17 protein-coding genes and 2 pseudogenes are annotated in these 20,607 nt (G+C 40.0%); 8 read left to right on the top strand and 11 right to left on the bottom strand.

Features of this window, described 5'->3' with window-relative positions:
- Positions 1 to 139: 139 nt before the first annotated feature.
- Together QM959_RS07990 and QM959_RS07985 are read right to left on the bottom strand one after the other, a co-directional pair.
- Positions 140 to 985: an undecaprenyl-diphosphate phosphatase gene (locus QM959_RS07990; protein ID WP_414372583.1), complete on the bottom strand. Its 846-nt coding sequence runs from the start codon at positions 983 to 985 to the stop codon at positions 140 to 142.
- 60 nt (positions 986 to 1,045) lie between these two features.
- The gene (locus QM959_RS07985; RefSeq protein WP_414372581.1) at positions 1,046 to 2,935 is read right to left on the bottom strand and encodes a DUF2207 family protein; all 1,890 of its coding nucleotides are present in this window, start codon (positions 2,933 to 2,935) and stop codon (positions 1,046 to 1,048) included.
- Positions 2,936 to 3,073: 138 nt separating this feature from the next.
- On the opposite strand from QM959_RS07985, the gene QM959_RS07980 reads away from it, so the two are divergent.
- The gene (locus QM959_RS07980; RefSeq protein ID WP_414372579.1) at positions 3,074 to 4,639 is read left to right on the top strand and encodes an ABC transporter substrate-binding protein/permease; all 1,566 of its coding nucleotides are present in this window, start codon (positions 3,074 to 3,076) and stop codon (positions 4,637 to 4,639) included.
- Complete coding sequence (locus QM959_RS07975; RefSeq protein ID WP_414372577.1) at positions 4,639 to 5,403, top strand: amino acid ABC transporter ATP-binding protein; 765 nt, start codon at positions 4,639 to 4,641, stop codon at positions 5,401 to 5,403. Before QM959_RS07980 ends, QM959_RS07975 begins: the two co-directional genes overlap by 1 nt.
- Before the next feature lie 174 nt (positions 5,404 to 5,577).
- Here the strand turns inward: QM959_RS07975 and QM959_RS07970 are convergent, their stop codons facing one another.
- From QM959_RS07970 to rpsL, 8 genes are all read right to left on the bottom strand, one after another.
- Positions 5,578 to 5,793 carry a hypothetical protein gene (locus QM959_RS07970; protein ID WP_001130036.1) on the bottom strand — a complete coding sequence of 72 codons (216 nt, stop codon included), beginning with the start codon at positions 5,791 to 5,793 and terminating at the stop codon, positions 5,578 to 5,580.
- An 834-nt stretch (positions 5,794 to 6,627) separates the two neighbouring features.
- A complete protein-coding gene (gene ilvA / locus QM959_RS07965) occupies positions 6,628 to 7,878 on the bottom strand; it encodes a threonine ammonia-lyase IlvA (RefSeq protein WP_414372575.1) in 1,251 nt (416 codons plus the stop codon).
- A 112-nt stretch (positions 7,879 to 7,990) separates the two neighbouring features.
- On the bottom strand, positions 7,991 to 9,013 hold the full coding sequence (gene ilvC / locus QM959_RS07960; protein ID WP_000290683.1) for a ketol-acid reductoisomerase: 1,023 nt from the start codon (positions 9,011 to 9,013) through the stop codon (positions 7,991 to 7,993).
- 65 nt (positions 9,014 to 9,078) lie between these two features.
- Entirely contained in the window at positions 9,079 to 9,555 is a 477-nt protein-coding gene (ilvN, locus tag QM959_RS07955) for an acetolactate synthase small subunit (protein ID WP_001253803.1), read from the bottom strand.
- Positions 9,548 to 11,248 (bottom strand): acetolactate synthase large subunit, encoded by a 1,701-nt coding sequence (locus QM959_RS07950; RefSeq protein WP_414372573.1) that lies wholly within the window; start codon positions 11,246 to 11,248, stop codon positions 9,548 to 9,550. The genes ilvN and QM959_RS07950 overlap by 8 nt, the downstream gene beginning before the upstream one ends.
- 324 nt (positions 11,249 to 11,572) lie before the next feature.
- Positions 11,573 to 13,654: an elongation factor G gene (gene fusA, locus QM959_RS07945; protein WP_414372571.1), complete on the bottom strand. Its 2,082-nt coding sequence runs from the start codon at positions 13,652 to 13,654 to the stop codon at positions 11,573 to 11,575.
- A gap of 277 nt (positions 13,655 to 13,931) precedes the next feature.
- Entirely contained in the window at positions 13,932 to 14,402 is a 471-nt protein-coding gene (gene rpsG, locus QM959_RS07940; protein ID WP_000087873.1) for a 30S ribosomal protein S7, read from the bottom strand.
- A 19-nt stretch (positions 14,403 to 14,421) separates the two neighbouring features.
- Positions 14,422 to 14,835, bottom strand: coding sequence for a 30S ribosomal protein S12 (gene rpsL, locus QM959_RS07935; RefSeq protein WP_001142332.1), 414 nt, complete (start codon positions 14,833 to 14,835; stop codon positions 14,422 to 14,424).
- A gap of 342 nt (positions 14,836 to 15,177) precedes the next feature.
- Here rpsL and QM959_RS07930 point away from each other — a divergent pair.
- From QM959_RS07930 to QM959_RS07905, 6 genes and pseudogenes are all read left to right on the top strand, one after another.
- Positions 15,178 to 15,619: pseudogene (locus QM959_RS07930) on the top strand (LytTR family DNA-binding domain-containing protein).
- Positions 15,616 to 16,080: a DUF3021 domain-containing protein gene (locus QM959_RS07925; protein ID WP_414372569.1), complete on the top strand. Its 465-nt coding sequence runs from the start codon at positions 15,616 to 15,618 to the stop codon at positions 16,078 to 16,080. Before QM959_RS07930 ends, QM959_RS07925 begins: the two are co-directional and overlap by 4 nt.
- Before the next feature lie 240 nt (positions 16,081 to 16,320).
- Positions 16,321 to 16,869, top strand: coding sequence for an IS110 family transposase (locus tag QM959_RS07920; RefSeq protein WP_414372568.1), 549 nt, complete (start codon positions 16,321 to 16,323; stop codon positions 16,867 to 16,869).
- Between the two features lie 176 nt (positions 16,870 to 17,045).
- On the top strand, positions 17,046 to 17,279 hold the full coding sequence (locus QM959_RS07915; protein WP_414372566.1) for a transposase: 234 nt from the start codon (positions 17,046 to 17,048) through the stop codon (positions 17,277 to 17,279).
- 33 nt (positions 17,280 to 17,312) lie between these two features.
- Positions 17,313 to 18,706, top strand: a protein-coding gene (locus tag QM959_RS07910) for an IS3 family transposase (RefSeq protein ID WP_414372564.1) whose coding sequence is annotated in 2 segments (ribosomal slippage) — positions 17,313 to 17,754 and positions 17,754 to 18,706 — 1,395 coding nt in all. Because the reading frame shifts where the segments join, the coding sequence is not laid out codon by codon here.
- Positions 18,707 to 18,860: 154 nt separating this feature from the next.
- The gene (locus tag QM959_RS07905) at positions 18,861 to 20,063 is read left to right on the top strand and encodes an IS110 family transposase (protein ID WP_414372563.1); all 1,203 of its coding nucleotides are present in this window, start codon (positions 18,861 to 18,863) and stop codon (positions 20,061 to 20,063) included.
- 460 nt (positions 20,064 to 20,523) lie between these two features.
- Here QM959_RS07905 and QM959_RS07900 read toward each other — a convergent pair.
- Positions 20,524 to 20,607: pseudogene (locus QM959_RS07900) on the bottom strand (IS200/IS605 family transposase); the annotation flags it as partial.

Below are 20,607 nucleotides of genomic sequence, written 5' to 3'. Positions count from 1 at the left end.
GAAAATCTCTTCAAACCACGTCAGCTTCCATCTGCAATCTCAAAACAGTGTTTTGAGCAGCCTGCAGCTAGCTTCCTAGTTTGCTCTTTGATTTTCATTGAGTATAAAACCTTGAAGAGCTGGCTCTTCAAGGCTTTTATTATACAAATAAACGGACAAAACTGTAAAGCAACAAGATACTACCAAGCACGATACGGTATTTACCGAAAAGAGTGAAGTCGTGTTTTTTAACATAGCTGGTCAAGAAACGAATAGCCACCATGCTAACTGCAAAGGCAACTCCCATGGCAACCAAGAGCAAGAACAATTGCCCAAAGCTCAAGAGCTGTCCTGCTTTTACAAATTTGAAAATCTTTAAGGCACTAGCTCCAAACATAACTGGAATTCCAAGATAGAAGGTAAATTCTGTTACAACAGAACGACTGGTTCCATTTAACAAACCACCAACAATCGTTGCTCCAGAACGACTGGTTCCTGGTAAAAGAGCAAGAACTTGGAAGAGTCCGATATAGAAGGCTGTCGTATAAGGAAGCTTATCCAATTCTGTCACACTTGGCTCGATAGCACGCGCTTTATTGCGCTTTTCCAAATAGATAAATGCAATTCCATAGATAATCAACATGAGAGCAACTGAAACCATGTTATGGAAGTGGGTATCAAACCAATCGTCAAATTTAAAGACAGCAAGCAAAGGTAAAGTAGCAATCAAGACCTTCAACCATAGTCTCCAAGTCTTACGAACTTCCTGCTTGTCCTTAGTCAGTTTAAAGGGATTGAGCTTATTAAAGTAAATGACCATAACCGCTAAAATCGCACCCAGCTGAATCACGACATTAAACATGGACATAAAGGCTTCATTTTGGTTTTGGTATTGGATAAATTCCTCTGCTAAAATCAAGTGACCTGTACTGGAAATCGGTAGCCATTCCGTAATTCCTTCAACAATCCCGAAGAAGATAGATTTTAAAATTTCAATAAGATACATAGATTACTCCTTTTTCTATCTTCCATTATAGCATATTTTTTCAGCCTGTGATAGCTCTCTTTAAAAGGCACCGATACTGCCGCCACCTCCGCCTCCAGAGAAGCCACCGCCCGAACTTCCACTTCCAGAAGATACGGAGTAGGTACTTGCTGTATTTGCGACACTAGCATAATGGCTCATTTGCGCACTTGAATGATAAAACATACTGTGCCAGCCATAAGCTACATAGAGATTAATATCTGGATTTTCCACTTGAATATGATGAACCTTCATCAAATGACTGACCTTGTCCGCATAGCCAAATAAGGTCGCATAGACCAAGAGGCGATTCCAGACTACAATACTTTCCAGTTCAGCCTGATCCAATCTCGCAATCTCACGCAACATATTTTCAAAACTAGTCCAGAGATAGTAGACTTCTGCTCCTGATTCATTTAGGACACCATCACGATTATCTAGTCGAAGCTTCCAATAATAGAAAACAGCCAAAACCAAACCTAGAAAACCAAGTATTGGCAAGGGGAGGTAAAGATAGCCATAAACGTCCAAACTGTACAAGAACAAACCAAATCCGATAAATAGAGGCAAGATAGTCAAGACACCCATACCCACTTGCAAGGCCTTTTCCCCACCAGTTAAAGGACGATAGTAATCTGGGAGTCCCCAGAAGGAAACTCGCTTTCTCACTCCTTCTTGCATCTCTTTTAATACTTCTTCAAAAGAAGATTTGAGCTGAAGCCCTCTTGCTCGAATGCGTTTTTCATCAGAGACTTTTGCTCTACGATAAAGACTATCAGATACCTTGTAATCCGCAAACAAATCGGAAAGAGTTGCTTCTTTTTTTCCTGAAAAGGCCAGATTTAAGCAGTCTTTCTCAAAACTTGACAAACCATCTTCTTTTACCAGCCTTAACCCAACTGCATCTCCTTCTGAAATAATAGAGACATTCCCACGGTCTATCACATCTAGCAAGGTAGCTTGAATAAGTTGGTCAAAGGTGAATTTGCCAGCTCCTTTTGTTAGAGGACTCACTTCCTCCAAGGAGGTCGAGTAGACAGCCTCTGATAAAACCATAGGCTCTAATTCCATTGGTGGTTCATAGAGACGATGATTTTTGGCATATTTAATTGAAGGAGTGGTCTTTCTTCTATAGATAAAATAGAAACAGGCACTCAATAACAAGGAGATAGAAAGTAGGGAAGGGAAAATCCAAGTAACAAGTTGTTTACTTTGCTCTTTTTCTTTAACAATCGAGTCTTCTATCTTATTAAACTCCTCTAAACGATTTCCTTTCAAGCCCTGATCCCTAGCGCTAGCAAAATCGGCCCTAGGCCAATAGGCATGCAATTCAACTCCACGCTTAGCCGGAAGATTGTCTAAACGAATCGTATAATCAAGGTTACTCTTTTCAATCGCTCCCTCTCTAAAAAGTTTCCCTGTATGGAAAAAGAGTTTTTCAGCCCCCTTGTCTCCCCTTACATGAAATTCAAACTTTCCAATAGCCCCTGAACTATCTGTTAAAGGTTGCCAATTTAATTCAGCGATATCATCATATAGGAAAAGCAAATTTTTTAAGTTCCAAGTGACATCAACTTCAACTGTGTCGCCTTCCTGACCTGGATTATAAACTTTCACAGTATAACCATTCGCTTCTTCTATCACTTCGCTAGTAACGTCTGCTAGTTCAGCACCATTTTTCGATGCCTGAACTTTTGGATGAGAATCAATGTCAAATCCGCTAGGCATCTTGCCAGCACGTCCAAGTCCCACGATTTGGCCCTTAAAGTCCTCCTCAAACTGATAAACTATCTTCTGTCTAAATTCTGCTGTATTATCTGCATGAATATACAAATCCCCTTGATAGGAGTTTATCTTGAAATCAATGGCAAAAACAGAGAGTGGTAGAAGGAAAAATAAGCCTAACACTAGTAAGAAAAAAGTTTTTTTCATCAACTAAGCCCCCTTTTTATCTTTGCTATCATTATATCATTTTTTCGTAAGTAAGGGTTTACCTATATTGAAAAATAGAGTTTTTTTCGATAAAATAGGAGACAGTTATTTTTTAATAGATTAGAAATAGGAGAAATCATGAGAAAAATATACTTATCTATTTTCACAAGTCTCTTGCTGATGCTGGGACTTGTCAATGTTGCTCAAGCTGATGAATATTTACGCATCGGGATGGAAGCAGCATATGCTCCCTTTAACTGGACTCAGGATGATGATAGCAATGGAGCTGTCAAAATCGATGGGACTAACCAGTATGCCAATGGATACGATGTCCAAATCGCCAAGAAAATCGCTAAGGACTTAGGTAAAGAACCTTTGGTTGTTAAAACAAAGTGGGAAGGCCTAGTCCCTGCCCTTACTTCTGGTAAGATTGACATGATTATCGCAGGTATGAGTCCAACTGCAGAACGCAAACAAGAAATTGCCTTTTCAAGCAGTTACTACACTAGCGAACCCGTTCTACTTGTCAAAAAAGATTCTACCTACGCAAATGCCAAATCTTTAGATGACTTTAATGGTGCGAAAATCACTTCTCAACAAGGTGTTTACCTCTACGACTTGATTGCACAAATCTCAGGCGCTAAAAAAGAAACTGCCATGGGAGACTTCGCTCAAATGCGCCAAGCTCTTGAGGCTGGTGTCATTGATGCCTATGTTTCTGAACGCCCTGAAGCACTGACTGCCGAAGCTGCCAACTCTAAGTTCAAGATGGTTCAAGTAGAACCAGGTTTCAAAACTGGAGAAGAAGATACAGCTATCGCTATTGGACTTCGTAAAGATGACAATCGTATTAGCCAAATCAATGCCAGCATTGAAACCATTTCAAAAGACGACCAAGTTGCCTTAATGGATCGTATGATCAAGGAACAACCTGCCGAAGCTACAACAACTGAAGAGACTAGTAGTAGTTTCTTTAGCCAAGTCGCTAAAATTCTTTCTGAAAACTGGCAACAACTCTTGCGTGGTGCTGGTATCACTCTTTTAATCTCTATTGTCGGAACTATCACAGGTCTCATTATTGGACTTGCCATTGGTGTTTTCCGTACTGCTCCTCTCTCTGAAAACAAAGCCATTTATGGCCTACAAAAACTAGTCGGCTGGATTCTCAATGTCTATATCGAAATTTTCCGTGGTACCCCAATGATCGTTCAATCGATGGTTATCTACTACGGAACTGCCCAAGCTTTCGGTATCAACCTTGACCGCACACTGGCTGCTATCTTCATCGTTTCAATCAACACTGGTGCCTACATGACTGAAATCGTCCGTGGTGGTATCCTAGCGGTTGATAAGGGACAATTTGAAGCTGCGACTGCTCTTGGTATGACTCATAACCAAACCATGCGTAAGATTGTCCTCCCTCAGGTAGTCCGTAATATCCTACCAGCAACTGGTAATGAATTTGTCATCAATATCAAAGATACATCTGTATTGAACGTTATCTCTGTTGTCGAACTTTATTTCTCAGGAAATACCGTAGCAACTCAAACCTATCAATACTTCCAGACATTTACAATCATCGCCGTGATTTACTTTGTCCTCACCTTCACCGTAACACGTATCCTACGCTTCATCGAACGCCGCATGGATATGGATACCTATACTACAGGTGCTAACCAAATGCAAACGGAGGATTTGAAATAATGACACAAGCAATCCTTGAAATTAAACACCTCAAAAAATCCTATGGACAAAACGAAGTGCTAAAAGACATTTCTCTGACTGTTCACAAGGGAGAGGTAATCTCTATCATCGGAAGCTCTGGAAGTGGAAAATCGACCTTCCTACGCTCCATTAACCTACTCGAAACACCAACTGATGGACAAATCCTTTATCATGGACAAAATGTCCTCGAAAAAGGCTATGATCTCACGCAATACCGTGAAAAGTTAGGAATGGTGTTCCAATCCTTTAACCTCTTTGAAAATCTCAACGTGCTTGAAAACACAATCGTCGCTCAGACAACTGTCCTTAAACGCGAACGTACAGAAGCTGAAAAGGTTGCCAAAGAAAACTTGGAAAAAGTCGGCATGGGAGAACGCTACTGGCAAGCCAAACCTAAACAACTCTCAGGTGGTCAAAAACAGCGTGTGGCCATCGCTCGTGCCCTCTCCATGAATCCTGACGCTATTCTCTTTGATGAGCCAACATCAGCTCTCGATCCAGAAATGGTTGGAGAAGTCCTCAAAATCATGCAGGATCTGGCTCAGGAAGGCTTGACTATGATTGTCGTGACCCACGAAATGGAATTCGCCCGTGATGTCTCTCACCGTGTTATCTTTATGGATAAAGGTGTGATTGCTGAAGAAGGCAAACCAGAAGACCTCTTCACCAATCCTAAAGAAGACCGAACAAAAGAATTCCTTCAACGTTATCTCATACTCAATGAAAATCAAAGAGCAAACTAGGAAACTAGCTGCAGGCTGTACTCGAGTACGGCAAGGCGACGTTGACGTGGTTTGAATTTGATTTTCGAAGAGTATCAAATAAAAAGAAAAGGCTGCATCAACTTTGTGCAGTCTTTTTGCTGTCCTAAAAATGAAAAGGCAGACCCAATTCAAGAATCCGCCATTATCCAAAGATTAATCTTCAAATTTTTCATGATTTTTTTCATAGAAATCAATTAAACCTAGAGCTGTTTCAAATGAAATATTTTTTACTTTTGCACGACCCTGCGCTAGAGCAATGATAGACATTTCACGCGCATTCGTTTCTTTAGAGATACGGTAGCCTGTGATCTTCTTATCACGAACCCAGCCAACAACTGATTCTACTTTTTCAAAGTTTGACTTAGCCATGTCCTTCTCCTATTTTCTTCTTTACGATATTTAATTGTATACGTTTTTATGCTTTTTGTCAATAAAAAAACATATATTCAATAAAATTAATGATTTATTTTTCTGTTACTATCTTATTAAAGCTTATAATATATAGGTTTTTACTTACTATAAACCATTAGTAAATACCTTTAAAATAATTGCATTATTAACTCTTTTGTTTGTAAAAATATTCATACCTTACAAATAGCAACCCTTGATAGATTAGACAGGTTTTATCTTCAACTTTATTCTATTTATCTAACTTTAAAATGATATTTCTAATAGCGGACGACTTTCTCTCCACACTATTACTATCTATTCTTTCTCCTTCTTTGATTTTCTTCCTGTCTGCATAAGAACTTTTCACTTGCTCAACTGGTACTATTTATTTACTTTATCAAGATTTTTTATTTCTTCAAACCTATAAAAAGATGAGTAGTTAGGAAACAATAGTATCCTACCTTCCAACAGTTTCCACTGTTTTTATCTTCTCAGTATCCCATCACTCTTCTCAGCAACCTCAGTATAGGCATCCCATTAGTATTGATTATTTTTTCTAATTCCTATTATATTTAGCCAAATCTCAGATTAGCTATATATAAAATAGTAGATTCCAAAAAACTCCTTCTATATAACAAGTAATTTTACTCCCTTACTATAAACTGAATCAAAAAATAATAGGTACTATAATGACTTGTGATAGAAATAGCGTAATCGATTTCCTAAGTCCATAGGAATCGCCCCCTTTCTTCACCCTCATTATAGCACCTATACATCAGTTGTGCAAATAATATGATATTTTTTTATTAGTCCTCAGACAAGCATATTATAGAGCGTTTCATTACCATTTAAGTTAATATAAGATGGATCAAAACATTCCATTCGACGAATTAAACCTGCATAATCATGCTTATCTGCCAAAGCAATCCCAATCAATACTGGCCCTGTTCCCTTGCTAGCTCGTTTGATATACTCAAAACGTGTGATATCATCATTTGGTCCCAGGATATCATTTACAAATTCACGCAAAGCTCCTGGACGCTGTGGAAAATTGACCACAAAGTAATGCTTGATGCCATCATAAATCAAGGCACGCTCTTCCATTTCTGGCATACGGTTTATATCATTATTTCCCCCAGAAATGATACAACAAATGGTTTTCCCTTTGATATATTCAGCCAAAACCTCTAAAGAGGCGATACTAGCCGCTCCAGCAGGTTCTGCGACAATCCCTTGCTTAGAATAAAGGTCAATCAAGGTTTCAGAAATCAATCCCTCATCAACACCTACCAAAGTTTGAACATGTTGACGAGTTGCTTCATAGGTCAACTGACCTACCTTTTGCACAGCAATCCCATCCGCAAATTTGTCAATTTCCTTGAGTTTGACTGGACCACCAGCTTCAAAAGCAGCCTTCATGGAACGCGCTCCATTAGCCTCCACCCCAATGACTTCAATCTCTGGACTTGTTTCCTTGATATAAGTAGAAACCCCAGCAATGAGACCGCCGCCACCAACAGGAACCAAAACCGCATCAAAATCAATCGATTCTTTTCGAGCTTCTTCTAAAATCTCATAAGCGACAGTTCCTTGACCTGCTTGAACATGGGCATCATCAAAAGGATCAATAAAGGTACGGTTTTCAGAGATTGTAAATTCTTGAGCTGCTTTGGCTGAGGCATCAAAAGTATCTCCAACTAATTTAATGGTTACGAAATCCCCACCAAAAAAGCGAACTTGTCCAATCTTTTGTTGCGGAGTAGTAATGGGCATGAAAATAGTTGCAGGGATTTTCATTTCATTACAAGTATAGGCTACTCCCTGCGCATGATTCCCTGCAGAAGCACAGACTACCCCACGCTCACGCTCTTCCTTGCTGAGCTGGGAAATGGCATAATAGGCACCACGAATTTTAAAAGAGCGAACACGTTGAGCATTTTCCTTTTTCAAATAAATCTTAGCACCATACTTCTCCGATAAATAATGGTCATAATCAAGCGGTGTATTAACAACCACACCGTTCAAGACCTTATGAGCCTTGATTATATCTTTTGAACTTAACATCTTTTTCTCCTAGACTATTTCATACTTATCGTAATCCATCTTTTAAAAAGAGATGAATTGATTATAAAAGCGAGTTAGTCCCCCAACTCGCCTTCACCTTAATTTCTATCAATTAGTTATAGATTTTGAATGCATCATCGTCGTTTTTACCAACGAATGGCATTGCTTTACGCAATTCTGCACCAACTTTTTCAATTTCAAGGTTCGCTGCTTGTTCACGGTAAGCAGTCAATTTTGGACGTCCAGCTTTATAGTCATTTACAAAGTCATTTGCAAATTTACCATTTTGGATGTCTGCCAAGACAGCTTTCATGTTTTCTTTAACTTGCTCAGTAATCACACGAGGACCTGATACATAATCACCGTACTCAGCAGTATTTGAAATTGATTGACGCATTTTCTTGAATCCACCTTCATAGATCAAGTCAACAATCAATTTCATTTCGTGAAGAACTTCAAAGTAAGCCAATTCTGGAGCATATCCTGCTTCTGTCAAGACTTCGAAACCTGCTTCGATAAGGGCAGTCAAACCACCACAAAGTACAGCTTGTTCACCAAACAAATCTTCTTCAGTTTCTTCTTTGTAAGTTGTTTCAAGAAGACCTACACGGGCTGCTCCGACACCTTTACACCAGTCCATAGCAATGTTTTTCGCATTTCCTGTTGCATCTTGGTATACTGCGTAAAGAGCTGGAACACCAAATCCTTCTTCGTAAGTACGGCGTACCAAGTGTCCTGGTCCTTTAGGAGCACACATGAAAACATCTACATCCGCAGGTACTTTGATAAATTCAAAGTGAATGTTGAAACCATGAGCAAATCCAACTGCGTTTCCAGCTTCCAAGTTTGGAGCGATTTCTGCTTCGTACAATTCTTGTTGGATTTCGTCTGGTGCCAAAATCATGATAACGTCAGCCAATTTAGTTGCTTCTGCTACTGTGTAAGTGTCAAATCCATCTTCTTTGGCTTTGTCAAAAGATTTACCTGGACGTACACCGATAATGACATCACGACCTGAATCACGCAAGTTTTGAGCATGCGCATGTCCTTGCGAACCATAACCGATAACGGCGATTTTTTTACCGTCAAGTGCTGCTACTTTAACATCTTTTTCGTATTCCATTTGAACTGCCATAGTTTTTCTCTCTTTTCTATTATTTATTGCCTTTTTGGCTGGTTTAACAAATTTAAGTTGGATTTTTAGTCGCGGGTAAATCCAGTGGCACCCGTTCGAGCAATATTGCGAATACCGTATGGTCTAATGACTCGCAATAGAGCTTCGCTCTTTTCTGCATTCCCTGTCATCTGAATGGTAATCGAGCTTGGCGCTACATCCACCACCGTTGCACGGAAAGGTTGAATAATCGCTAGAATCTCAGCGCGCTTCTCAGCTGGCGCTGACATCTTAACCAAAATCACCTCGCGCTCCAAATGAGGCTTGTCTGTAATATCACGAATGCGAATCACATCAATCTGACGATTGAGTTGTTTGATAATTTGCTCCACTTCATCATGTGAAGCCACATCGATAATAATGGTGATACGCGACACATTAGGATCTTCTGTTGCTCCAACAGAGATGCTTTCGATATTAACCTGACGACGAGATAAGACACCTGTAAATCGATTGAGGACTCCTGAACGATTTTGTAGTTTTGCTGTTAACATTCTACGCATGGAACTTCACCCCCAACATCTCATGATTACTCTTACCAGCTGGTACCATCGGTAACACCTGTTCCTTACGAGAAATATCTACCTCGATTAGCATAGGAACATCCTCAGTGATCACTTCAAGGTCTTGAGCCAAGGTCTCAGGATTATCAAACTTATAGTTTTTAATGCCATAAGCCTGTGCCATCAATTGGAAATCAGGAAGGGTATCAAAGACCGACTCAGATGTTCTACCTTCATAGAAGGATTCCTGCCACTGGCGAACCATTCCAAGCGAGTGGTTGTTCAGCATCACCACCTTGATTGGCACCTTGTAAATGTTCAAAATAGCCAATTCCTGATTGGTCATTTGGAAACCACCATCTCCAACAAACAAGACTACTTCCTTATCTGGGTTAGCTATTTTAGCACCGATTGCTGCTGGAATTCCGAATCCCATCGTTCCCAAACCACCTGAAGTCACTAACTGACGTTCATTTTGGTAAGGATAATACTGGGCTGTCCACATTTGGTGTTGACCTACGTCTGTTACCACAACGGCATCTCCGTTCGTCAATTCACCAATTCGTTCAATGACAGCTTGCGGCTGAACTACACGCTCTTTCTTATCATAAGAACGAACGCGGTTCTTATCTTTAGTGACTTTTTCAATCCATTTTTCAGTATTGTTATGAACTGTTGGTTCTGCCAGCAACATTTGCAAGGCTTTCTTAGCATCTCCAACTACTGGAATATCTGCACTGATAATCTTGCCAATCTCGGCCGGATCAATATCAATATGGGCAACCTTAGCATTCTTAGCGAAAGTCTTAGGATTCCCAGTCAAGCGGTCATCGAAACGGCAACCAATACTAATCATAAAGTCAGCTTCCGTCATGGCAATATTAGCTGCGAATGACCCGTGCATTCCTCCCATTCCAAGGAAAAGTGGATGACTCGTTGCAATCGTTCCTTGCCCCAAAAGGCTGGTTACCACTGGAATTTGATAGCGTTCTGCAAATTCATTTAGTTCTGCCGCAGCCTCGGAATAACTAATTCCACCACCAGCTAGCAGGACTGGCTTTTTAGCCTTGGACAATTGCTTCAAGATTTTCTTGATTTGCATATCATTTGGCTCAAGAGTTGGTTGATAACTTGGTAGGTTCACCTCTGGTGAATAGATGAAGTCTGTTTCCAAAGCAGATACGTCTTTAGGTAGGTCAATGACGACTGGTCCTGGACGTCCTGTGGTTGCGATATGGACAGCTTCCGTAATGATCCGCGGAATATCAGCTGTCTCACGAACTTGATAATTGTACTTAGTGATTGGCATGGTGATTCCCACGATGTCTGCCTCCTGAAAGGCATCCTTCCCAATCCCTGCTCGCGCCACCTGACCTGTAAAGACCAAAAGGGGAACACTGTCGCTCATGGCATCCGCAATCCCTGTAATGGCATTTGTTGCTCCTGGTCCGCTAGTGACGACGGCAACACCCAACTTTCCAGTTGATTTGGCATAACCTTCAGCTTCATGCAAACAACCTTGCTCATGGCGCCCTAGAATGTGGCGAATGCCTTTAAAATTATATATCGCATCATAAAAAGGCAAGACTGCACCACCAGGATAACCAAAGATGGTATCAATTCCTAAATCACGAAGTGTTTCCAAAACTAGGTCCGAACCCGTTTTAGGAGATTCTAAACTGATTTTCTCCATTGTTCCCCTTTCTCTTCTCTTAAAAATAACTTGTTACTATCATACCATTTTTTCAAAATTTTTCAAGAGAAAAGAAGAAATTTTCTGAATTTTCTATTTTAACGTTTATTTATGAATATTCTCCTTTTTTTATAAGTTTTTAAAAGGTAATTTATATTCTTTTTCAACTTATTTCTATTTATATTATATATTTCTTTCGCAAATTTCTTTAACTCATTTTTATATGAAATTTTTATGAGTAGATATTTTCAGAATCTATAAAATTTATCGGAACTATACAAAAAAGGAAGCCACTAAGTGACTTCCTTCTAGAGTTAGGACTGATTAGTCTTCACCTTTGTTTTTCTTAATGATTTCTTCTTGTACTGACTTAGGTACATCTTCGTAGTGGTCAAATACCATCATGAATGTACCACGTCCTTGAGATGCAGAACGAAGAACTGTTGCGTAACCGAACATTTCAGCAAGTGGAACGTAAGCACGAACGATTTGGCTGTTACCGTGTGCTTCCATACCATCTACACGTCCACGACGAGCAGTTACGTGACCCATAACATCACCAAGGTTTTCTTCTGGAACAGTGATTGTTACAAGCATCATTGGCTCGAGGATAGCTGGTTGTGCTGATTTAGCAGCTTCTTTAAGGGCAAGTGAAGCCGCGATCTTGAAGGCAGTTTCAGATGAGTCGACATCGTGGTATGAACCATCGTAAAGCTTAGCTTTGACGTCAACCATTGGGTAACCTGCAAGAACACCGTTAGCCATAGATTCTACCAAACCTTTTTCAACCGCTGGGATAAATTCACGAGGAACCACACCACCGACGATTGCGTTTTCGAATTCGAATCCTTTTCCTTCTTCGTTTGGAGTAAATTCAATCCATACATCACCGAACTGACCTTTACCACCAGACTGACGTTTGAAGAATCCACGTGCTTGAGTAGAAGCGCGGAATGTTTCACGGTAAGATACTTGAGGAGCACCTACGTTCGCTTCAACTTTGAACTCACGACGCATACGGTCAACAAGGACGTCAAGGTGAAGCTCACCCATACCAGAGATAACTGTTTCACCAGTTTCAACGTTAGTTTCAACGCGGAATGTTGGATCTTCTTCAGCCAATTTTTGAAGGGCGATACCCATCTTGTCTTGGTCTGCTTTAGATTTAGGCTCAACCATCAATTGGATAACTGGTTCTGGAACGTTGATTGACTCAAGGATGATTTTCGCTTTTTCATCTGTCAATGAGTCACCAGTTGTAGTGTCTTTCAAACCAACGGCAGCAGCGATATCACCTGAGTAAACAGTGTCGATTTCTTGACGGCTGTTAGCGTGCATTTGAAGGATACGTCCGATACGTTCACGTTTACCTTTAGAAGTGTTCAATACGTAAGAACCTGATTGAAGAACACCTGAGTAAACACGGAAGAATGTCAAACGACCTACGAATGGGTCAGTCATGATCTTGAAGGCAAGAGCTGCAAATGGCTCTTCGTCAGATGCTGGACGAGTTTCTTCTTCTTCTGTATCTGGGTTGATACCTTTGATTGCTGGGATATCAAGTGGGCTTGGAAGGTAGTCGATAACCGCATCAAGCATCAATTGAACACCTTTGTTCTTGAAGGCAGAACCACACAATACTGGGAAGAATTCAACGTTGATAGTCGCTTTACGGATACCAGCTTTCAATTCTTCGTTAGTGATTTCTTCACCTTCAAGGTATTTCATCATCAATTCTTCGTCAGTTTCAGCAACTGCTTCGATCAATTTTTCACGGTATTCTTGAGCTTGCTCAAGGTATTCAGCTGGAATGTCTTCTTCAAGGATATCTGTACCAAGGTCGTTAGTATAGATTTCAGCTTTCATCTTGATCAAGTCGATGATCCCACGGAAGTCATCTTCAGAACCGATTGGCAATTGAATTGGGTGTGCGTTTGCTTGAAGACGATCGTGAAGTGTGCTTACTGAGTAAAGGAAGTCAGCACCAATTTTGTCCATTTTGTTGGCAAATACGATACGTGGAACTCCGTACTCAGTTGCTTGACGCCAAACTGTTTCAGTTTGAGGCTCAACACCTGATTGTGAGTCAAGAACTGTAACAGCACCGTCCAATACACGAAGAGAACGTTGTACTTCAATAGTGAAGTCCACGTGTCCTGGTGTGTCGATGATGTTTACGCGGTGGTTGTTCCATTGAGCTGTTGTCGCAGCAGATGTGATAGTGATACCACGCTCTTGCTCTTGCTCCATCCAGTCCATTTGTGACGCACCTTCGTGAGTTTCACCGATTTTGTGGATTTTACCAGTGTAGTAAAGAATACGCTCAGTTGTAGTTGTTTTACCAGCATCGACGTGAGCCATGATACCGATATTACGAGTTTTTTCAAGTGAAAATTCGCGTGCCATGAGGTTTGTTTCTCCTATATTTTTTATTTCTATTCTATTATAACACGATTTCAATAAAAACGGATAGGCAGGACCCACCCGTTCTCATTACTTATCTTGTTTAGTTGGTTTCAACTTGTGAGATGGGAAGTTGAATTGAACCTAGACTAATGTTAGTTAGCCTATTTGAGCTGGAACGGGATGCCTGGTGAAAAAGATAAACTTCCTTGTATTCATCGAATACTGCGTCAGTTTCCTATTTTCACCTTGCATCCTTACCGTTCCTAGCATCATAATTTTACCAACGGAAGTGTGCGAATGCACGGTTAGCTTCAGCCATACGGTGAGTGTCTTCACGTTTCTTAACAGCTGCACCAGTGTTGTTAGCAGCATCCAAGATTTCTTTTGCAAGACGGTCTTGCATTGTGTGTTCACCACGAAGACGAGCGATTGTTACCAACCAACGAAGTCCAAGTGTTGTACGACGTTCTGGACGAACTTCAACTGGGACTTGGTAGTTAGAACCACCAACACGACGTGCACGTACTTCAAGTACAGGCATGATGTTTTCCATAGCTGTTTCAAATACTTCAAGTGCATCGTTTCCAGTAGCTTCTTTGATTTGCTCAAAAGCACCGTAAACGATTGAAGCAGCTGTACCACGTTTACCATCAAGCATAACGCGGTTGATAAGACGAGTAACTAGTTGTGAATTGTAAAGCGGATCTGGCAATACGTCACGTTTTGGAGCTCTATTTTTACGACTCATTTCTCTTTATCCCCTTTCCTTATGCTTTTGGACGTTTAGTACCGTATTTAGAACGGCCTTGTTTACGATCGTTAACACCTGCAGTATCAAGTGCACCACGGACGATATGGTAACGTACCCCTGGAAGGTCTTTTACACGTCCACCACGAAGAAGAACCACGCTGTGCTCTTGCAAGTTGTGTCCGATACCTGGGATGTAGGCAGTAACTTCGATAAGGTTGCTCAAACGTACACGAGCAAATTTACGAAGGGCAGAGTTAGGTTTTTTAGGTGTCATTGTTCCAACACGAGTTGCAACACCACGTTTTTGTGGTGAAGAAACGTTTGTTTGAACTTTTTTATGACTGTTGTAACCAACGTTCAAAGCTGGTGATTTAGATTTTTCTACTTTTGATTTACGCGGTTTGCGAACCAATTGGTTAATTGTAGGCATCTACATTCTCCTGTGTTTTTTTATTTTTGGTGATGATACACTTGGTGACAGCTATCATCTGTGTGTACTTTTGCAACATTTGTCAGCACGTCCCTGTACACTCTTGAGAGACCAAAAGTAAAAAGTACCGTCTATTATTGTACTACGTTTTTTCTATTTTTGTCAATATATTTCTACTTATTTTTTGACTTCTTTGCTCTTAAATTTAGTTGAAAACGCTCTCCTACCAGATAGACTCTTCAACCGACCACATAGACAAAGCTTCTTGTAATTGTCTAAAAAATGGTGTTTAATAGATTTGTAAGTAAGAGATCTCTACTACAACTTTACAAAGGAGAAAATATGAAAGTCAGACTTGACATTGATGCACAACATACTGAAGAACAAATCATAATCGGAGCGCCAACCTTTTCCACCCGAGTTCAAAAAGTCCAAGACTTTGTCCAATCCCTGGATCAAAAAGGAACCATCAAAGGGAAGTTTCAAGATCAGGATTACTTAATTCAGATTAGTAAGATTCAACGTATATATTATTGAAAATCGCAAAGTTTTAGCTGAAACGGATAGCCAAACCTATGCGCTTGACATTCGTCTTTACCAAGCAAGTGAAATTCTACCTGCTTCCTTTATCCAAATTTCCCAATCGGAAATTGTCAATATCGATGCTATTAGTCATCTAAAACTAACCTCTAACGGCTTGATTGAAATTTATCTTAAAAACGAAAGTTTCACCTACTCATCTCGCCGTTACCTCAAAACTATTAAGGAGAAATTAGAACTATGAAAAAACAAGTATTTCACGATGCCTCAACTGGTATCCTCATCGGCCTCATCCTATCTATCATCTTTTCTTTTATCTATTCACCAAGCAACTACGCACCTCTCAGCCCTGAATCTCCCGTTGGTCAATTCATGAGAGAGCATCAAGCCCATGGTTCTCTGGTCTTGCTCTACTCTACGATTATCTGGGCAGCTATCGGAGTCCTCTTTAGTTTTGGTAGCCGTCTCTTTGCCAAAGACTGGAGCCTTCTTCGTGCGACTGTCACTCACTTCTTCCTCATGCTATTAGGTTTTGTTCCTCTAGCAATTCTGGCAGGTTGGTTTCCACTTAGCTGGACTTTCATCCTTCAACTCATCCCCGAATTTGTCATCCTCTACCTGATCATCTGGTTTATCCTCTACAAGAGAGATGCCAAGAAAGTGGCCCACATCAACCAACTATTGGCTCAGAAAAATAGTATCTAAAAGAGTCTGAGACAAAAAGTATCTCAGCTACAAAAACTCTAAGCAGGCAGAAAAAGAAGCTTAGCTTATAATGAAGGTGAACAATACAAATCCGTGGTGTTTAATAGGGCTTTTCTTAGCCTGTATAAAAAACTGGATGAACAAGATTCATGAGAAAACTCGAATATGCCTTGAGCATGAAAATATCTTACAATTAGCCTCTTGTTCTATTGTTCAAATAGTTAACAGGAGGTTTTTATAATGGAAGTCATGATTGAAACATATTGTGGAATTGATGTCCACCAAAAGTCTATCGTTTGTTGTATTCTAGATGGTCCACTAGATACCAATAAGCCAAAGAAAATTCAGAAGAAATTTGGGACAACTACTCTAGCTCTTCAAAATGCCTTAGCTTGGATGGTAGAAAATCACGTCACACATGTCTTTTTTGAAAGTACTGGGCAATATTGGCTCCCTCTCTTTAATATCTTTTCAGATTCTAATCTCGTCTTAGTACTTGCCAATCCTCAACATATCAAGAATGTGCCTGGTCGAAAAACAGACATGAAGGACGCTGAATGGATTGCTCAACTCGGCCGTTGCCGACTAATTGAACCTTCCTATATTCCTGCCCCTGAAGTGGTACAGCTTCGTTTACTGATTCGTAGACTACGTTCTTATAAACAACGTCAAACTCAAGTTAAAAATGAAATTCACAATCTCTTACAACGGGCCAATATCAAGCTAACCAGTTATCTTTCTGATATTTTTTCTAAGACGGGGCAAGGACTTTTAAAATTATTTCATTAACGGAGAAACAATTAATGTAGAATCTGTTATCCCTTGTATCCAAAAGCGAGTGAAAGCAAGTCCAGAAGAACTCGTTGAAGCGATGGAAGGAAAGTTGTCATTAGAAGACCTCTTTCTCTTAGACCAGAGTTTAGAGGAATGTCAGATGTATCAGGAACTCATTGAAAAACTGACCGATGAGATTCAACACTACATCGAAAAGGAGTTCCCCTGAGGAAAATAGGATACTTCAAACCATTCCCAGTGTGAATGAAAACTGTGCTGCCACTATTCTAGCTGAGATTGGACCAACTGTTACATCCTTTCCGTCCGATGCACACTTAGCATCATGGGCTGGACTCTGCCCAGGGTCTTATGAAAGTGCTGGCATTAAAAAATCCTCCACATCTGAACTGCACCCCCAAAGTTAGACAGAAAAAATCTAACTTTGGGGGTATTTTATTATGAAATTAACTTATGAGGATAAAGTTCAGATCTATTCACTTAGGAATCAAGGTCATAGCTTCAAGGAGCTTTCAAAAAGATTTGATGTAGATTTTTCTGGGCTAAAGTACATGGTGAAATTAATTGACCGTTATGGAATAGAGATTGTCAAGAAAGGTAAGAATTGTTATTATTCTCCAGAACTAAAACAAGAAATGATTGATAAAGTCTTACTTGAAGGTCGTTCACGTAGAAGTGTCAGCCTTGATTATGCTCTCCCAAACCAAGGAATACTTTCAAATTGGCTGGCACAATATAAGAAAAATGGGTATACTATTGTTGAGAAAACAAGAGGGAGACCATCTAAAATGGGACGTAAACCGAAGAAAAAGCCTGAGGAATTGACAGAGTTAGAGCGTCTACAAGAAGAGCTGCAATACCTAAGAGCGGAGAATGCCATTCTAAAAAAGTTGAGAGAACTCCGATTGAAGGAGGAAAAAGAGAAAGAAGAAAGACGGAAATTGTTCGAGAATTAATCGCTGATTTTTCGTTAGATATTCTTCTAAAAGCCATTAAACTCGCTCGTTCTACCTACTACTATCACTTGAAACAGCTAAACAAACCAGATAAGGACCAAGAGCTTAAAGATGAAATTCAATCCATTTTTACCGAACACAAGGGAAATTATGGTTATCGTCGGATTCATTTAGAACTAAGAAATCGTGGTTATCTGGTCAATCATAAAAGAGTTCAACGCTTGATGAAAGTACTCAATTTACAAGCTAAAATGCGACAGAAACGCAAGTATTCTTCTCATAAAGGAGACGTTGGCAAGAAAGCAGATAACCTCATTCAACGTCAATTTGAAGGCTCTAAACCAATGGAAAAGTGCTACACAGATGTGACAGAGTTTGCCATTCCATCAAGCAGTCAAAAGCTCTATTTATCGCCAGTTTTAGATGACTTTAATAGCGAAATTATCGCCTATAATCTTTCTAGGTCACCGAACTTAGCACAAGTAAAGACGATGTTAGAACAAGCCTTCTCAGAGGAATACTACGAGAATACTATTCTCCATAGTGACCAAGGCTTTCAATACCAACACAATTCTTATCATCAGTTCTTAGAGAGTAGGGGGATTCAGCCATCCATGTCACGTAAGGGTAACAGCACAGACAATGGCATGATGGAATCTTTCTTTGGCATTTTGAAATCCGAAATGTTTTATGGCTATGAGAAGACCTTCCAATCACTTAACCAATTGGAACAGGCTATTGTAGACTATATTGATTATTACAACAACAAACGAATTAAGGTAAAACTAAAACATACTAAGATTAGTAGTGAGGAAATCTCCGACGGGAGAAAGTACTCACTACTTTTTCGTTATGTTAAAGTAGTGGTGTCTTGTTAAGTCGATAAGTCCTTTGGCGCTAGACGTCGTAACTAAAACTGACAAGACACCTGTTTTAGGAAGAATGTTATCAAAGTATGTGGGACGAAAAACGTCGAGTATTGAAAATGACATCACTAAAGCAAGGAATCATTCAAGACAAAGAGGTAATATCATGCGAGTAGTTTTTGGAATTGACGTGAGTAAAGCAAATTCAGAAGTGGCCATCTTGGTCAATGGAGAAAAAGTACATGGCTATACCATACCCAATGATGCCATCGGATTTAATCGACTACTTGGGGACTTGAAGACTGTTCACGAGCCAGAGATTGTCTTCGAGGCGACTGGTGTCTATTCTCGTCGTCTTCAGGCCTTCTTTGAGGATAATAGTTACGCTTATACACGGCTCAATCCCTTAGAATCCAAAAAACAACTAGATAGCTTAAGAGTACGTAAAACCGATAGGATTGACGCTGAAAAACTAGCTGCGTCTCAGTTCATCCTCAATCGTAAACCAAGCTATGTCCAAGAAGCGCTTTATCAAGAATTACGCGATCTCAGCCGTTTCTATCAGAATCTTACTGAGGATATCGTCTGCACTAAAAACCGTCTGCACAAGGTTTTACAGGTCACTTTTCCTGAATTGGAAAACATCTTGTCGGCACCAACTGGGGAACAATATTGGAACTTGGTCATGACTTTTCCATGTAATAGTTTTGTACTGGAGTCAGATGACGCCACATTAACAGCTATCATCCGTCAGTCTACGGCGAAACGCATCTCTGAAAAACGTGTGACTTACTTAGTAGATAAGCTTACAAAACTAGCTAATCAGTCTTATTGTGCGGTCAAAAAAACCTCTCCAGTGATAGAAGAGGTCAAATACTATGCAGGGGAGTTACTTAGGCTTTCTGAACACAGACAAGGTGTTTTAGAGGAGATGGTAGCATTGGCTCAATCTTTGCCAGAATACGAGATTCTTCTCTCTATTTCTGGAATAGCTGAAACCACAGCGACAAGTATTATTGGCGAACTTGGTGACATTCGTCGATTTCACTCTGCCAATCAAATCAATGCTTTTATCGGCATTGACCTCAGACACTATGAATCTGGAAACTTTCTAGCCAAGGAACATATCACTAAACGTGGGAATCCCTATGCCAGAAAGATTCTCTTTAAGTGCATTCATAACATAGCTTCAGCTAGCCACACCAATCCTTGTCATATCGCAGACTTCTATGAGAAACGGAAAAGACAATCGCAAGTGACTTCAACCAAACCACACACGATTGCCTCTATACATCGTCTCATTAGAACAATGTATTACCTTATAACGCATAACAAACTTTACGATTATACTTCTACCCAAAATCGGTAAAATTGTTTATGCCATATTATTGTAACGCTTTATCAAAAAAATCACCAGATAAGGTGTTGGTTTAGTGTACACTTTTTCACTAAACTTTAGTTCAGAAAAAGACAATTTCCTTAGTTTGACTATGGAAATCAAACTATTTTTCATCAAATACCTTGATATACTTGACAAATGGTAGAAAAGGACTTAGTCCTGTGCAGTACAGAACTAAATCCTTTCAATAATTATTTGTCTAACTTTTTGGGGTCAGTACAATCCAAATAAATGACCTTCAGGAAGAACACCCTCACCTAACCCTCTACAAACAGCTCAACAAAGCCAATCATAACCACCCGTCTAACGGGTAGTTTGAACCAGGGCTATAAGCCCAAATTACCAGCCAGCGCCTAAAGACGCTGGCTTTCACGTTGTTCAAGCCTCATTGCTCTTGACTCGTCACTTGCCTCTCAAAGAGGCTTTGGTATTACTTACCACTATCCCTAAAGGGATCCTCATATTCTTTTACACTTAATTTATCTAGTGCTATATCATGCTTTACTCGTTCTCA

Source organism: Streptococcus mitis, assembly GCF_047459985.1.
Taxonomy (GTDB): Bacteria; Bacillota; Bacilli; order Lactobacillales; family Streptococcaceae; genus Streptococcus; species Streptococcus mitis_DZ.
Note: the sequence above shows the minus strand (reverse complement) of the source record. Positions and strands in the feature narration are given on the sequence as shown.